The organism is Amycolatopsis anabasis (assembly GCF_009765355.1).
Lineage (GTDB): Bacteria > Actinomycetota > Actinomycetes > Mycobacteriales > Pseudonocardiaceae > Amycolatopsis > Amycolatopsis anabasis.
Genome location: NZ_VTHK01000027.1, coordinates 1 through 14319 on the forward strand (window position 1 = coordinate 1; position 14319 = coordinate 14319).

Consider the following 14319-nt stretch of genomic DNA (forward strand, 5'->3'; position numbering starts at 1 on the left):
AACCCGCTACGCCGCAGACTGACACGCCATATTTGCCTTACGAATCAATAGAACCGGCCTGAACACTCACGACCCACGACCACGAAGGCTCCGGCGCGGGCGGCCAGGGCGGCGGCGCGGGCGGCGGTGTCCGCGACGGTGTCGTCGACCGGCTCCCGGGTGATGAACAGCCGGTAGAACAGCGGTGCGCACGCGGTCCGGACGACCTCGGCCTCGTCGGTGTCCGCGGGCAGTTCGCCGCGTGCCTTGGCGCGGCGCGCGATTTCGGCGGTGCGCCCGGTCCGGTCGGCGTAGAACTCGCGCAGGGCCCCGGCCGCGCGGTCCGACTGGAAGGCGGCGGAGATCGCGGCGACCGGCAGGGCGGATTCCCGGGGATCGGTGAAACTTCGCACGATCAGGTGGTTCAGTGCCCGCAGGTCGCCTTCCAGCGAGCCGGTGTCCGGGGCCGCCCAGTCGTCCTCGACGGCCAAGGCGAGCGCCTCGGCGACCAGGCCCTCCGCGGAGCCCCAGCGGCGGTAGATCGTGGTCTTGTGCACGCCGGACCGCTCGGCCACCGCTTCCACGGTGAGCGCCGGGTAGCCGTGCGCGCCCAGTTCGTCGAGGGTGGCGCGCAGGACGGCGAGCCGGTTGCGCTCGGTCCGGCCGCCGGGGCGGCGGTTGCCGGGTTGTTCTTCGGCCAAGTGCTATTCCCGTTGCATTAGTGGCGGGCTTTAGTGCAACCTATGTTGCGTTAAGTCGCATCCGTTGGCAAGAGGGGGAGCATGTCAATCACCGAGTTCGCCGAGCCGTTCGCGGAGCTGGAACCGCTCGCCGAGCTGATCGGCGACGCGCGGATCGTGGCGATCGGCGAGAACAACCACCACATCGCCGAATTCGGCGCGCTGCGGGACCGGCTCCTCCGCTTCCTGGTACGCGACCTCGGGTTCGGCGTGCTGGGGTTCGAATCCGGCTTCGCCGAGGGACGGCTCGTCGACGAGTGGATCCGGGGCGGCCCCGGCGCGGTGGCGGAGATCGGCCGCGACGGGGTCACCTTCTCGCTCGGCGAATCCGACGAGATGCACGCGATGCTCACCTGGCTGCGCGAGCACCACGCGGCGGGCGGGGACATCCGCTACGCGGGCCTGGACGTGCCGAGTTCGGGCGGTTCGGGGCTGCCCGCGCTGCACGCGGTCCGGGAGTACCTGGAAACGGTCGACCCGGCAGCGGTGCCGCTCGCGGATCGGGCGATCGCCGCCACCGAGCCGTACGCCGGGGCGAGCAGCGCGGTCGCCCCGGGCCGGTACGCGGCGCTCGAGCCCGCGGCCCGGGATGCCGCCACCGCGGCACTCGCGGTGCTGCTCCAGCACCTCGACTCGCTGGCGCCGATGTACCGGCCGAAGGCGGAGCACGCGATCGCCCGGCACCACGCGCTGGGCGCCCTGCGCGTGGACGCCTACCTGCGCGAACTCGACGATCTGGCGAACGGCCGCGCGCCCGCCGTGCAGAGCGCTTCGCGCGACGCGTACATGGCCGCGACCGTGCGCCTGCTCCGGGACCTGCTCGGCGCGGATCGCCGCCTGGTCATCATGGTCCACAATGGACACCTGCAGCGGGTGCCGTGCCGCCTGCTGCCGACCCTGACCGCGCCGCTGCTGGGCTCGCACCTGGCGGACGAGTTCGGCCCGGACTACTTCACACTCGCCCTGACCGCGGGCACCGGGACCACGACCGGGCTCGCCCCGGCCCCGGATGCCCGGCTCGGTTTCCGGGTGTACGAGGAGAAACTCGGGGAACCGGAGCCGGGCAGCGTCGAGGCGGCGCTCGCCGGGCGCGGGCCGAGCCTGGTCGACCTGCGCGCCGCCCGGGCTCGCGGCATCCCGGGACCGGAGAGGATTCGCCACGCGCATATGTATTCCGAAGTCGATGTGGTCCAGGCCTTCGACGCGCTCGTCTACCTTCCCGAGATGCACGCTTCACGAAAGTTGTAGCATTTTCGGGTTTTCGGGCGCGGGGTTGGAAATTCCGGTTTTGTCGGGTGCGGATGAAACAATGGGCGGCCCCTGCACAGAGAGGTGCCGCGTTGTCCGGACAGAGTAATACCAATCGGCAGAAACGTCGGCTCGGTCGCAAGCTCCGGGAGATGCGCGAGCGTGCCGACATGACCATGGACGAAGCCGCCGAGCTGCTGGACAAGACCCGGAGCAGCCTGCACCGGATCGAGGTCGGCGAGACCCGGGCGGACGTGCACCTGATCCGCAGCATGATGGACATCTACGACGAGCGCGACGACAGCCTGATCGACCTGTCCCGCGCCGCGAAGAAGAAGGGTTGGTGGTACGCCTTCTTCGGCCCCTCGACCGAACCCTTCTACATCGAGGACGAAGCGGCGGCCAGCCACGCCGCTTTCTTCGAACTGGTCACCATTCCCGGGCTGTTGCAAACCGAGGAGTACGTCCGCGCCCACTTCGCCGCCTCGAACATCACCGGGACAAAAACCCGCGTGGACGATGTGGTCACCGTGCGAAAGATTCGCCAGGAACGCCTGACCGACACGGAGAAACCACTGCTTTTGCACGCGGTGATCGACGAAGCGGCGCTGCGCCGAATGGTGGGCGGGCGCGAGGTGATGCGGGAGCAGTTGCAGCGACTCGTCACGATGGCCAGCCTGCCGACCGTGACTCTGCAGGTGATTCCGTCAAGCTGTGGTGCGCATGCCTCCATGCTCAGCCCGTTCACCGTGCTGAGCTTTCCCGAGCCCGATGAGGTGGACGTGCAGTACGTGGAATACCTGGGCGGCTCGGTCCGCATCGACAAACCCGATCGGGTGAGAAAGACTAGGCTGGTCTTCGATCACCTGTGCGCGATGGCCTTGCCCCCGGAAGAGTCGATCCGGTCGGTCGAGGAGGTGATCGCCGAACTGTGAGGCTCTGAAGGGAGCGGCGATGCCAGCAACCGCCGATCTGTCCGCCGCGGTATGGCGCAAGAGCAGCCGGTCCGGCACTGTCGATGACAAGACCGCCTGTGTCGAGGTGGCCTTCGTCGAACCTGCGGTCGCCGTGCGGGATTCCAAGCGGCCAGCGGGTGGTGCGCTCGTCCTTCCGGCCACCGCCTGGCGGCACTTTCTGCGTGCCGTGGGGAGTTGACCGAAAACCTCCGATAGTGGGGTTGTCTTGACCATGGGCGACGCGCAACGCTGGCGCATGCGCATTCGCGGGACACGCAAGTTCATAGTGGCCGGGCTGACCTTGGCGACGATCGCCGCCACGACGTTGCCCGCGCACGCCAACGGTGGCGAGCAACCCAAACCGCCGAGCTGGGGGCTGGACCGGATCGACCAGCGCGAGAACGCGCTCGATCAGATCTACCGCTACGAGACCCGGGCCGAGACGGTCACCGCGTACATCGTCGACACCGGAATCGACGCGAAGAATCCCGAGTTCGCCGGGCGGGTCGATCCGGGCAAGGACTTCGTGGACAACGACGACGACGCCGCCGACGACAACGGCCACGGCACCCACCTCGCCGGGATCGTCGGCGGCGAGCAGTTCGGCGTGGCCAAGGGCGTCCGCCTGGTCGGCGTGCGCGTGCTGGACAAGACCGGCAGCGGCAGCACCGAGAACATCATCAAGGGCATCGACTGGGTCACCCAGAACGCCCGCCAGCCCGCGGTCGCGATCCTGGGCCTCGGCGGCGGGCCGAACGACAAGCTGGACGACGCCGTGCGCAGGCTCGCCGCGGTCGTCCCGGTGGCCGTCCCGGCGGGCGGCAGTGGCAGCGACGCGAGTGGTTTCTCCCCCGCACGGGTGGCCGAGGCGCTGACCGTCGGCGCCTCCGACCCCAAGGACGCGAAGTACGGACCGTCCAACTACGGCTCGGTGGTGGACCTCTTCGCGCCCGGCGCGAACATCCCGTCCGTGGTCCCCGGCAAACCGGGGTCGGTGGTGTTCTCCGGAACCTCGCCCGCCGCCGCGTTCGTCACCGGGGCCGCCGCGCTCTACCGCGCCCTGCACCCCGAGGCGACCGCGGAAGCCACCGCGAAGGCGCTCGTGGACAACGCGACCAAGGACAAGCTGACGGGCCTGCCGAACGGCACTGCCAATCGCTTGCTGTACACCTTGTCTACCGGTCAGTAACCAACGGTGAGCTGGGGAAACCTCAATCCCATAGATCCATGATGTCCATCACCTGGTACAGAACTCCCGAGTAGCGGGACCCACACGGTAACGTCCTGAATCTACCGATCCCGAACGTAGTGGAAGGACCGGGCATGTTCCGCAAGGTGCTTGTCGCCAACCGTGGTGAGATTGCCATTCGCGCGTTCCGCGCCGGCTATGAGCTGGGCGCCGGAACGGTCGCCGTGTTCCCCCATGAGGACCGCAACTCGTTGCACCGGCTCAAGGCCGACGAGGCCTACGAGATCGGCGAACCCGGCCACCCCGTCCGTGCCTACCTTTCCGTCGAGGAGATCGTCCGCGCCGCGCGCCTGGCCGGGGCGGACGCGGTCTACCCCGGTTACGGATTCCTGTCGGAGAACCCGGACCTGGCCCGCGCCTGCGAGGAAGCCGGGATCACCTTCGTCGGCCCGAGCGCCGAGATCCTGGAGCTGACCGGCAACAAGGCCCGCGCGGTCCGGGCCGCCCGCGAGGCCGGGGTGCCGGTGCTCGGTTCCTCCGAACCGTCGTCCGATGTGGACACCCTGGTCGCGGCGGCCGAGGAACTCGGGTTCCCGGTGTTCGTGAAGGCGGTCGCCGGGGGTGGCGGCCGCGGGATGCGCCGGGTGGAGGACCCGAAGGTCCTTCGCGAATCGATCGAGGCGGCCGCGCGGGAGGCGGAGTCCGCGTTCGGCGACCCGACCGTGTTCCTGGAGAAGGCCGTCGTCGACCCGCGGCACATCGAGGTCCAGATCCTCGCCGACGGCGCGGGGAACGTGATCCACCTGTTCGAGCGGGACTGCTCGGTGCAGCGGCGGCACCAGAAGGTGGTCGAGTTGGCGCCCGCGCCGAACCTCGCTCCCGAGCTGCGCGAGCGGATCTGCGCCGACGCGGTCGCCTTCGCCCGGCAGATCGGCTACCGCAACGCCGGTACCGTCGAGTTCCTGCTCGACCCGGACGGCAACCACGTGTTCATCGAGATGAACCCGCGCATCCAGGTCGAGCACACGGTGACCGAGGAGGTCACCGACGTCGACCTCGTGCAGTCGCAGCTCCGGATCGCCGCCGGGGAAACCCTGGACGACCTGGGCCTGAGCCAGGATTCGATCTACCTGCGCGGCGCCGCGCTGCAGTGCCGGATCACCACCGAGGACCCGGCCAACGGGTTCCGCCCGGACACCGGGATGATCAGCGCCTACCGCTCGCCCGGCGGCTCGGGCATCCGGCTCGACGGCGGCACCGCGTTCGCGGGCACCGAGATCAGCGCGCACTTCGACTCGATGCTGGTCAAGCTGAGCTGCCGCGGGCGGGACTTCAAGACCGCCGTCGGCCGCGCCCGCCGGGCCGTCGCCGAGTTCCGCATCCGCGGAGTGGCCACGAACATTCCCTTCCTGCAGGCGGTCCTGGACGATCCGGACTTCCGGGCGGGCAACGTCACCACGTCGTTCATCGAGCAGCGCCCGCACCTGCTGACCGCCCGGCATTCCGCCGACCGCGGCACCCGGCTGCTCACCTACCTCGCCGACACCACGGTGAACAAACCGCACGGCGAACGGCCCCGGCTGATCAACCCGACGGCCAAACTGCCCAAGGTCCCCAAGACCGCGCCGCCCGCGGGGTCCAAGCAGAAGCTCACCGAGCTGGGCCCGGAGGGCTTCGCGCGCTGGCTGCGGGAATCGCCGCACCTCGGGGTCACCGACACCACGTTCCGGGACGCGCACCAGTCGCTGCTCGCCACCCGGGTGCGCACCAAGGACCTGCTCGCGGTCGCCCCGGTCGTCGCGCACACCGTGCCGCAGCTGCTTTCGCTGGAGTGCTGGGGCGGGGCGACCTACGACGTGGCCCTGCGCTTCCTGGCCGAGGATCCGTGGGAGCGGCTCGCCGCGCTGCGCGAGGCCGTGCCGAACATCTGCCTGCAGATGCTGCTGCGCGGGCGAAACACGGTGGGCTACACGCCTTACCCGACCGAGGTGACGCACGCCTTCGTCGAGGAGGCCACCGCCACCGGGATCGACATCTTCCGCATCTTCGACGCGCTCAACGACGTCGAGCAGATGCGCCCGGCGATCGAAGCGGTCCGGGAAACCGGTTCCGCGGTGGCGGAGGTGGCGCTGTGCTACACCTCCGACCTCTCCGATCCCGGGGAGAAGCTGTACACATTGGACTACTACCTCAAGCTGGCCGAGCAGATCGTCGGCGCGGGGGCGCACATCCTGGCCGTCAAGGACATGGCGGGCCTGCTTCGCGCGCCCGCCGCGGCGAAGCTGGTTTCCGCGCTGCACAAGGAATTCGGCCTGCCGGTGCACATCCACACGCACGACACCGCGGGCGGGCAGCTGGCCACCTACCTCGCCGCCGTCCAGGCCGGTGCGGACGCGGTGGACGGCGCGGTGGCCTCGATGGCCGGGACCACCTCGCAGCCGTCGCTGTCGGCGATCGTGGCCGCGACCGACCATTCGGACCGCCCGACCGGGCTCGACCTGCAGGCGATCGGCGACCTGGAGCCGTACTGGGAGATCGTGCGCAAGATCTACGCGCCGTTCGAGGCCGGGCTCGCCTCGCCGACCGGCCGCGTCTACCACCACGAGATCCCCGGCGGCCAGCTGTCCAACCTGCGCACCCAGGCCATCGCGCTGGGGCTCGGCGACCGGTTCGAAGAGATCGAGGCGATGTACGCCGCCGCGGACAAGATCCTCGGCCATCTGGTCAAGGTCACCCCGTCCTCGAAGGTGGTGGGCGACCTCGCGCTGCACCTGGTCGGCGCGGGCGTCGCACCGGCGGACTTCGAGGCGGAGCCGCACAAGTTCGACATCCCCGACTCGGTGATCGGCTTCCTGCGCGGGGAACTCGGCGACCCGCCCGGCGGGTGGCCGGAACCGTTCCGCAGCAAGGCTTTGCAGGGCCGCGCCGAACCGAAACCGGTGGAGAAGCTGTCCGCCGAGGACCGCGAAGCGCTGGGCAGCGACCGGCGCGCCACCCTCAACCGGCTGCTGTTCCCCGGGCCCACCAAGGAGTTCGAGGCGCACCGCGAGGCCTACGGCGACACCAGCGTGCTGCCCAGCAAGGACTTCTTCTACGGGCTGCGTCCGGGTGAGGAGTACCAGGTCGACCTGGAGCCGGGGGTCCGGCTGCTGATCGAACTGGAGGCCATCGGCGAGGCGGACGAGCGCGGTATGCGCACGGTGATGTCCACTTTGAACGGTCAGCTCCGGCCGATCCAGGTGCGCGACAACTCGATCGCCTCGGACATCCCGGCGACCGAGAAGGCGGACAAGGCCAATCCGAAGCAGATCGCGGCGCCCTTCGCGGGGGTGGTCACGCTCGCGGTCGCCGAGGGCGACGAGGTCGAGGCGGGCGCGACGGTCGCGACCATCGAGGCGATGAAGATGGAGGCGGCGATCACCGCGTCCACCGGTGGCCGGGTGAGCAGGCTGGCCATCAACTCCGTGCAGCAGGTGGAAGGCGGCGATTTGCTCGTCGTGCTGGAATAGGGCGTGCCTGTTCACCCGTTAGGTTCGTGGCTCCTCGGTTCCGCGCGGCAACGCGATCCGGTTTTGCGCATGCGGGTGCGCGTGTTGCTGACCGGTTCGCTCGTGATCGCCAACATCATCGGCGCCCTGGTGGTGATCGCGCTGGTGACCCTGGTCATCCCGGGGCCCAACGTGTTCGTCGCGGACCTGACGACGGTGAACTTCGTCGCGGTGCCCTGTTACGTCGCGGTCGCGTTGCTGATCGGGGTCCTCTGGGGTACCCGATCGGCTTCGCGGGCGCTGGCGTGGGCGTTCGAGGGCAAGGAACCGGACGAGCGGGACCGCCGGGCGACGCTGCGCGTGCCGCTGCGGCTGTTCCGCATGCAGGCGCTGCTCTGGCTGGTCGGCACCGCGCTGTTCACCACGCTCTTCGCGCTGTACCTGCCGGACGCGGTCTTCAAGGTGGCCTTCACCGCGGGGTTCGCCGGGGTGGTGGTGTGCGCCAACGCCTACCTGCTGACCGAGTTCTCGTTGCGCCCGATCGCCGCGCGGGCGTTGTCCGGGGGTAGCCCCCCGCAGCGCAAACTGGTGTCCGGGGTGACCGTCCGGACCCTGCTCGCCTGGCTGCTCGGCACCGGGGTGCCGGTCACCGGGCTGATGATCGTCGCGGTGTTCGCGCTGATCCGGACGGACGTGACCACGGCCCAGCTGTCGATCGCGATCCTGGTGCTCGGCGCGATCATCCTGGTCTTCGGGTTCTTCCTGGTGGTCCTGATGACCCGGGCGACCGTGGCGCCGATCCGGACCGTGCGGGCCGCGCTGCGGCGGGTCGAGCGCGGCGACCTGGACGCCGAGGTGGTCGTGTTCGACGGCACCGAACTGGGCCTGCTGCAGTCCGGGTTCAACCGGATGGTCGAGGGCCTGCGTGAACGCGAGCGGATCCGGGACGTGTTCGGCCGCCAGGTCGGGCACGAGGTCGCGAAGAAGGCGCTGGCCGGGAAGATCGAACTCGGCGGCGAGGTGCGCGAGGTCGCCGTGCTCTTCGTCGACGTGATCGGCTCGACGACCATCGCCGCGACCCGCCCGGCCACCGAGGTGGTAGAACTGCTGAACCGGTTCTTCGCGGTCGTGGTGGCCGAGGTGCACCGGCACGGCGGTTTCGTGAACAAGTTCGAAGGCGACGCCGCGCTCGCCGTGTTCGGGGCGCCCGCCGGACTGGCCGACGCGGCGGGCGCGGCACTGGCTTCGGCGCGGTCGATGGCCACCCGGCTGGCGCGCGAGGTGACCGGGTGCGAGGCCGGGATCGGGGTGGCCGCCGGTCCCGCGGTGGCGGGCAACATCGGCGCACAGGACCGGTTCGAGTACACCGTCATCGGCGATCCGGTGAACGAGGCCGCCCGCCTCACCGAGCTGTCGAAATCCGTTCCGGGCCGGGTGGTCGCGTCCATGGCGGCCGTGGAACGCGCGGCTTCACCGGAAGCGGAACGCTGGCGACTGCGTGAGCAGCTCACCCTGCGTGGCCGCACCGAACCCACCTCTATCGCGGTGCCGATCGGCGGCGAATTTCACTAGATTGCTTCCCATGCTGATCAACGCGGTCCCCCAGCGGCACGGCGCACTCGGTCCGCGGGCGGACCGGCTTCCCAGGGGTTGCCGTGCGCTGGCCGAGCTCGTGGGCGAGGTGTTCGACGAGCTGGTGCACGAGGTGCACGTCGACTGCGCGGATTCGGCCACTGTGGACGGAATCGCGAACCGGGAGACGCTGATCCGGAACCGGACCAGCCAGCTGCGCGCGCTGGAGGCGCCCGGCGGGCCGGTGCTCACCATCGGGGGCGACTGCGGGGTGGAACTCGTCCCGCTCGGGGTGGCGCGCTACCGGTACGGGCGCGGATTCGGGGTGGTGTGGTTCGACGCGCACCCCGATCTGAACACCGCGGCGACCTCGCCGTCCGGAGCGTTCCACGGCATGGTGCTGCGCTCGGCGTTCGGCGAGGGGGACTCCGACTTCGCGGCCTCCCCGGAACTCGTGCCGGGCCGGGTGGTCCTGGCCGGCACCCGGGCGTTCGACCCGGCCGAACGGGAGGGCGTCGACGCGGGCCTGGCGTCCCTGGTGTCCGTCCGTGAACTCGCCGACCCCGAACGGCTGGTGTCCGCGGTGCGCACGAGCGGGGCCGGGCAACTCTATGTGCACATCGACCTCGATGTGCTCGATCCGGGTGAATTCGGCGGCTTGAACTTTCCGGAGCCCGGCGGGTTGCGAATCCCGGAACTGGTGGCCGCCGTGCGTTCGCTGGCCGTGTTCGACGTGGTGGGCGCCGGTATCACCGAATGCGCGAGCGACGACCGGGCGGAGCTGCGTGCCCTGGTCCCGGTGCTGGAAGCGGTGGGCGAGCTGCTCGAAGCGTGATGCCCGCCAGGCACGCGAACTACACACTCAGGCAAGCGAACCACACACTCGCGCACGCGAACTACACACTCGGGCACCCGAACCGCACATTCGGGCACGCGAACTACACACTCGGAACCACCCCGCGCCCCGCTGGGCACTGCGCGCTCGACTGCTCGAGCTGCGGTTCCGAACGTGTAACTCGCGTGCCTGAACGTGTAACTCGCGTGCCCGAGTGTGCAACTCGCGTGCCGGAACGTGGAACTCGCGGGAGCCTGCCGAGACGTGATTGTTCGCCATCCCGCAATTCGGGATTGATAAACACCATTGCATGCATGAACAGGTAAGCATTGTTCTTTCGGTTACCGGACTGTGTCGTTCATTTCACTGAATTGGCGGCCTTGCGAACGAATCTGCCGCTCGCGTATGTTCGATCGGAGTGATGAAAACCGTTTTCATCGCTTGATCGAACATGTAGGGAGTCATTCATGGAAGCGATCTCGTTCTCCGAAGTCGAGGCCCCCGAGGCCCTGGCCGCTCCGCAGGCGCCTGGCACCAACGCGCTCGTGCACAACCCGTTCGCCTTCGAGGACGTGGAAGCTCCCGAGGCTCTCGCGGCTCCGCAGGCGCCCGGCACGAACGCCCTGGTGCACAACCCCTTCGCCTGGGCTGAGAGCAAGTAAGAAGTGATCGAAGGGCACCTTCATCGACGGTTCCACCTCGCCCCTGGATTTCAGCTCTATCCCGCCGCCGACGGCTCGTGGCGTTATTCGACACCGGCCGGGAAGTTCGTGCGGATCAGTGGTCCCGCGCCGCTCCTGGAGCTGGTCCGGCGCCTGTCCACCGGTGCGCCCGCCGACGTCCAGCTGACCCCGGAGGACTCCGCCGCGTTCGACCAGCTGGTCACCGCGCTGCGCGGCCGCGGGGTTCTGGTGGAGCCGTCCGGCGGGCCCGGCGGCGGGCGCCGGATCCACGTGGCCGGGGACAACCCGGTGGGCACGGTGGCCGCGGACCTGCTGCGGCCCCATGCCGACGTCACCACCGGGACGGTCGATGAGGGTGCCGTCGCCGACGCCGACGTGCTGGTCAGCTGTGCGAGCTGGCTTCCGGACACCGAATGGCGGCGCGTCGACGAGTGGTGCGCCGCGCACGGCACCGCGTGGCACCGCTGTCACGCCGAGGGCACCCGGTTCGCCCTCGGCCCCTTCTTCCTGCCCGGCGAGACCGCCGGTTACCGCGACACCCGGGCCCGCCGCCTCGCCGCGTGCCCGGTCGCCGACGAACTCCTCGAGCAGTGGCGTTACCTGGACGGCGACCAGCCGAAGCCGCCGGTGCGGTGGCCGGATTCGGGCGGTGGCCTGCTCGGCGCGCTGCTCGCCGGGGACGTCCTGGCCCGGCTCGCCGGGCGGCCGGTGCCCTCGCACGGTCATCAGCTGCTGGTCGACCCGGACACCGCCGGGATCACGCGCCATCCGGTGCTCCCGTTGCCGCGGCTGGCCGAGCGGCTCGCCCCGCTCGCCGTCCCGTGACGCACGCGCCGGTGGTCCGGGGCAACCTGCGGGTCCCGGCCGAGGACGGCACCGCGCTGGCCACGGACGTGTACCTGCCGCGCGGCCTCGACCGCGCCCCGGTGCTGGCGCTGCGGACCTGCTACGGCCGCGGCGCCCACCTGGCCGAGGGCCTCGGCTGGGCCCGGCGCGGATTCGCTTTCGTGGCACAGGACGTGCGCGGCCGCTACGACTCGGACGGGACGTGGACGCCGTACCGCGGTGAGCGCGCCGACGGCCGCGCGCTGGCCGGGTGGATCGCCGCGCAGCCCTGGTGCGACGGCCGGATCGTGCCGATCGGCGCCTCCTACGCCGCGTTCACCGCGTACGCGCTCGCCGTTTCCGCCCCGGTGGCCGCGGTGATCAGCCAGGTTCCGGCGATGGGCCTGCACCGGGTGAAGTTCGATCCCAGCGGCATCCTGCGGCTCGCCGAGCACGTCAACTGGTGGCTGGCCCACGCGGAAAGCCGGACCAGCCGGGACGATCTCGTCCGGCGTCACCCGCCGGTACTCGACGGCCTGCCGGTTTCCGGGCTGGGCGAACGGTTCTGGGCGCGGGTGCCGGGGTGGTGGTCCGCGGTCGAACCGTGGGCGAACGGGTCCGCCGATCCGCCGCCCGAGGCGATCACCGACGCCGAACTGGCCGCGCTGTCCGTGCCCAGCCTGCACGTCGGCGGCTGGCGCGATCTGCTGCTGCCGGAGACGCTGCACCAGTGGCGCACGGCCGGGGATGCGGCGAGCCTGCTGGTGGGGCCGTGGGGCCACGAACTCGCGCCGCTGGGCCGGACCCTGGTGGGCTGGCTGGAGCGGGCCCTCGGCGGGCGGCCCCCGGCGTGGCGGTCGCGGATGCGGCTGGTCGGCGAGGACGGGTGGCGGTACGACGTGCCCTGGCCGGGCGACCGCCGGACCTGGCGGGCGGACGCCGGCGGCGGCCTGACCGGGACTCCCGCGGGCGCCTGCCGCTTCCGCTGCGACCCGCGCTCGCCGTTTCCGTCCATTGTGGAGGGAGAGGATCGGAGTGCGCTGGCCGCGCGCACGGACGCGGTGCGGTTCGTCTCGCCGGTGCTGGACCGCCCGCTGACCGTGCTCGGCGCGGGGGAGGTGGTGCTCACCGGGCAGACCTCCGCGGCGAGCGCGGACTGGATCGTGCGGCTGAACGAGCGGCGCCCGGACGGCGTGGTGCGCTCGGTCGCCTCCGGTGCGGTGCGCGCGAACGGCGGCCGCGCCCGGCACCGGATCCCGCTGACCCCCGCCGGGATCACCATTCCGGCGGGCGCGGCACTGGAACTGGAGATCACCGGTAGCGACTTTCCTTTCCTGGCAAGGAATCTCGGCACCGGGGCCGATCGCTACACGACCGCCGACACGGTCCTCGCCGAGCAGACCGTGCACGTCGGCGGGGAGCAGACCTCGATTTCGCTGCCGATCCTGGAGGAACCGTGACTCCGGAAGACTTGCTGGTCGATCCGCGCTTCGGGCTGGTCACCGAACTGGTGATGCAGCGCGGCAAGCCCGGCCTGCCCCCGGCCTGGGTGGGCTGCAGCGCCAAGGTCGCCGACACCGTGCGCGGCGGCGCGGCGGCGACCGACCGCTACGGGTTCGGCGCGTCGCTCGCCGATCCGGCCCGGGCGCGCGGCGCGGCGCTGGGGGAGGCGGTCGAGCGCTACTGCGGGAACCTGGTGCCCGAGCGGCTGCCCGTCCGGCCCTACGACGCGTGGCGCGCCGACGGCGTGGACGCGGTCGACCCCGCGGAGTTCGCGCTGTACTCGGCGGCACAGCACGCGACCCCGGGGTTCCCGTTCGTGCCGTTCACCCGGGACCTGGAGGTCGCGTGGGTGAACGGCACCGATCTGCGCACCGGCGCGGACGTGTGGGTGCCCGCGTCGCTGGTGTACCTGAACTACTACCGCGGCGCCCACGCCGGGGAACCGCCGACGAACGCCTTGTCCTACGCGGGAATCGCGACCGGGGTCAGCGCGGAGCACGCGCGGCGCGGGGCGCTGGAAGAACTCTTCGAACGGGACGCGAGCACGCTGTGGTGGGCCAGTGGCGCGCCGGCCGAGGTGGTGGCCGACGCCGAGGAGGTCACCGACGCGTTCGCCGATCCCGATGCCGGGCGGCGCGAGATCCGGGTGCTGCGGCTGCCCGCGCAGTTCCGCGCGCCGGTGCTCGCCGCGTTCGTCACCGACCCCGATCGCGGCATGATCGCGTTCGGCACCGCGTGCCGGGCGGACGCGCGGGAGGCGGCCACCAAGGCCGTGGTGGAGGCGTTCGCGGTGCTCGAACTGACCGCCGAACTGGTGGCCCCGGACAGCGAACTCTGGCGCGCGGTCGAGGCCGGGAGCCTCGGGGCGCACGTGTTCAAACCGCGGCGCGCGGACCGGGCGTACCGGCAGGACTTCCGGGACGACTTCCGCGATCTCGTCGACCTGCCCGCGGTGGCCCAGCTGTACCTCGACCCGGAGATGCAGGGGGAGCCGCTGAACCGGTTGCGGGAAACGGGTCCGGCGACCTCGTTCGACGAGATTCCCGAGCCGGGGGACTACGTCGAGGAACTGCACGCGGCCGGGCTGCGGGCGATCGAGGTCGACCTGACCACCGCGGACGTGGCGGCCGCCGGGCTGCACGTGGTCCGGGTGGTCGTGCCGGGGCTCTACGGCAACGCGCCTGCGGCCTTCCCGTACCGGGGCGGGACGCGGTTGTACACCGAACCCGTGCGGCTGGGCTGGGTGCCCGGCCCGCTCACCGAATCCGGCCTGGTCCGGTACCCGATTCCCCTGGCCTGAA

12 protein-coding genes are annotated in these 14319 nt (G+C 70.9%); 11 read left to right on the top strand and 1 reads right to left on the bottom strand.

Annotated elements, in window-relative coordinates:
* Nucleotides 1-44: 44 nt before the first annotated feature.
* On the bottom strand, nucleotides 45-680 hold the full coding sequence (locus FXO23_RS30075) for a TetR/AcrR family transcriptional regulator (RefSeq protein ID WP_158888862.1): 636 nt from the start codon (nucleotides 678-680) through the stop codon (nucleotides 45-47).
* An 81-nt stretch (nucleotides 681-761) separates the two neighbouring features.
* Between FXO23_RS30075 and FXO23_RS30080 the strand changes: the two genes are divergently transcribed.
* The 11 genes from FXO23_RS30080 to FXO23_RS30130 all read left to right on the top strand — a co-directional run bounded on the left by FXO23_RS30080 (nucleotide 762) and on the right by FXO23_RS30130 (nucleotide 14318).
* Nucleotides 762-1967 carry an erythromycin esterase family protein gene (locus FXO23_RS30080; protein ID WP_158888863.1) on the top strand — a complete coding sequence of 402 codons (1206 nt, stop codon included), beginning with the start codon at nucleotides 762-764 and terminating at the stop codon, nucleotides 1965-1967.
* A gap of 53 nt (nucleotides 1968-2020) precedes the next feature.
* Nucleotides 2021-2902: a helix-turn-helix domain-containing protein gene (locus FXO23_RS30085; RefSeq protein ID WP_158888970.1), complete on the top strand. Its 882-nt coding sequence runs from the start codon at nucleotides 2021-2023 to the stop codon at nucleotides 2900-2902.
* A 19-nt stretch (nucleotides 2903-2921) separates the two neighbouring features.
* On the top strand, nucleotides 2922-3122 hold the full coding sequence (locus tag FXO23_RS30090) for a DUF397 domain-containing protein (protein WP_158888864.1): 201 nt from the start codon (nucleotides 2922-2924) through the stop codon (nucleotides 3120-3122).
* Between the two features lie 33 nt (nucleotides 3123-3155).
* Entirely contained in the window at nucleotides 3156-4112 is a 957-nt protein-coding gene (locus tag FXO23_RS30095; protein ID WP_246258026.1) for a S8 family peptidase, read from the top strand.
* A 134-nt stretch (nucleotides 4113-4246) separates the two neighbouring features.
* The gene (locus FXO23_RS30100; protein WP_158888865.1) at nucleotides 4247-7621 is read left to right on the top strand and encodes a pyruvate carboxylase; all 3375 of its coding nucleotides are present in this window, start codon (nucleotides 4247-4249) and stop codon (nucleotides 7619-7621) included.
* 69 nt (nucleotides 7622-7690) lie between these two features.
* Nucleotides 7691-9172, top strand: a complete 1482-nt coding sequence (locus FXO23_RS30105) for an adenylate/guanylate cyclase domain-containing protein (RefSeq protein WP_158888866.1) — start codon at nucleotides 7691-7693, stop codon at nucleotides 9170-9172.
* Between the two features lie 10 nt (nucleotides 9173-9182).
* On the top strand, nucleotides 9183-10007 hold the full coding sequence (locus FXO23_RS30110) for an arginase family protein (protein WP_158888867.1): 825 nt from the start codon (nucleotides 9183-9185) through the stop codon (nucleotides 10005-10007).
* Nucleotides 10008-10474: 467 nt separating this feature from the next.
* On the top strand, nucleotides 10475-10669 hold the full coding sequence (locus FXO23_RS30115) for a streptamidine-related RiPP repeat protein (RefSeq protein WP_158888868.1): 195 nt from the start codon (nucleotides 10475-10477) through the stop codon (nucleotides 10667-10669).
* Nucleotides 10670-10672: 3 nt separating this feature from the next.
* Nucleotides 10673-11515, top strand: a complete 843-nt coding sequence (locus tag FXO23_RS30120; RefSeq protein WP_218952184.1) for a hypothetical protein — start codon at nucleotides 10673-10675, stop codon at nucleotides 11513-11515.
* Nucleotides 11512-12975 (top strand): CocE/NonD family hydrolase, encoded by a 1464-nt coding sequence (locus tag FXO23_RS30125; RefSeq protein ID WP_218952185.1) that lies wholly within the window; start codon nucleotides 11512-11514, stop codon nucleotides 12973-12975. Before FXO23_RS30120 ends, FXO23_RS30125 begins: the two co-directional genes overlap by 4 nt.
* Nucleotides 12972-14318 (top strand): YcaO-like family protein, encoded by a 1347-nt coding sequence (locus FXO23_RS30130; RefSeq protein WP_218952186.1) that lies wholly within the window; start codon nucleotides 12972-12974, stop codon nucleotides 14316-14318. The genes FXO23_RS30125 and FXO23_RS30130 overlap by 4 nt, the downstream gene beginning before the upstream one ends.
* The last annotated feature ends 1 nt before the right edge of the window (nucleotide 14319 follow it).

Bases quoted from the DNA above. Each gene is read 5' to 3' on its own strand.
- FXO23_RS30100 (WP_158888865.1), top strand. From the start codon at position 4,247: ATGTTCCGCAAGGTGCTTGTCGCCAACCGTGGTGAGATTGCCATTCGC.
- FXO23_RS30115 (WP_158888868.1), top strand. From the start codon at position 10,475: ATGGAAGCGATCTCGTTCTCCGAAGTCGAGGCCCCCGAGGCCCTGGCC.
- FXO23_RS30105 (WP_158888866.1), top strand. From the start codon at position 7,691: ATGCGGGTGCGCGTGTTGCTGACCGGTTCGCTCGTGATCGCCAACATC.
- FXO23_RS30085 (WP_158888970.1), top strand. From the start codon at position 2,021: ATGAAACAATGGGCGGCCCCTGCACAGAGAGGTGCCGCGTTGTCCGGA.
- FXO23_RS30090 (WP_158888864.1), top strand. From the start codon at position 2,922: ATGCCAGCAACCGCCGATCTGTCCGCCGCGGTATGGCGCAAGAGCAGC.
- FXO23_RS30080 (WP_158888863.1), top strand. From the start codon at position 762: ATGTCAATCACCGAGTTCGCCGAGCCGTTCGCGGAGCTGGAACCGCTC.
- FXO23_RS30110 (WP_158888867.1), top strand. From the start codon at position 9,183: ATGCTGATCAACGCGGTCCCCCAGCGGCACGGCGCACTCGGTCCGCGG.
- FXO23_RS30095 (WP_246258026.1), top strand. From the start codon at position 3,156: ATGGGCGACGCGCAACGCTGGCGCATGCGCATTCGCGGGACACGCAAG.